The organism is Stenotrophomonas sp. 01N47 (genome assembly GCF_056399165.1).
The window spans coordinates 1-379 of record NZ_JBFTQU010000098.1; the positions used below are offsets into that span (position 1 = coordinate 1).

At 72.0% G+C, this 379-nt stretch carries 1 protein-coding gene; it reads right to left on the bottom strand.

The window, feature by feature from the left end; all coding sequences use genetic code 11:
* On the bottom strand, positions 1-259 hold a 259-nt coding region (locus AC1DKR_RS21390), incomplete at its 3' end, for a hypothetical protein (RefSeq protein WP_478035217.1).
* Positions 260-379 lie beyond the last annotated feature (120 nt).

Sequence of the window (379 nt, forward strand, 5' to 3'; positions counted from 1 at the left end):
GCTCGGAAACGTCCCAGTCGACGACCTGCCGCCCCTGCGCCCGCAGGGCCTTCGCCAGACCGCGGGCCGCCTCGCCAAGGCCCAGGACCGCGCCGTGGAAGCCCGCGACGATGACCGGCGCATCGGCCGGCGCCGGAGCCGGACGGCGGCGGTTCCAGCCGTAGTCGAGCCAGGCGCGGACGGTGGGCAGGCGAACCGAGACGGCGTGCGCCGCCCCCGGCAGGGCGCGCCAGACCAGACGCTTGAGCTGCTTGATCACCTTCGCCGTACCTTTGCCCGGGCCCCTGTGTTAGCGAGTGTCGCGCCGCGTTCAACCAAGCATTTGGGCATGCCGACCGTTTCTCCCGCCTTCAGCGTCATCGTCGTCGCCTACCAGAGC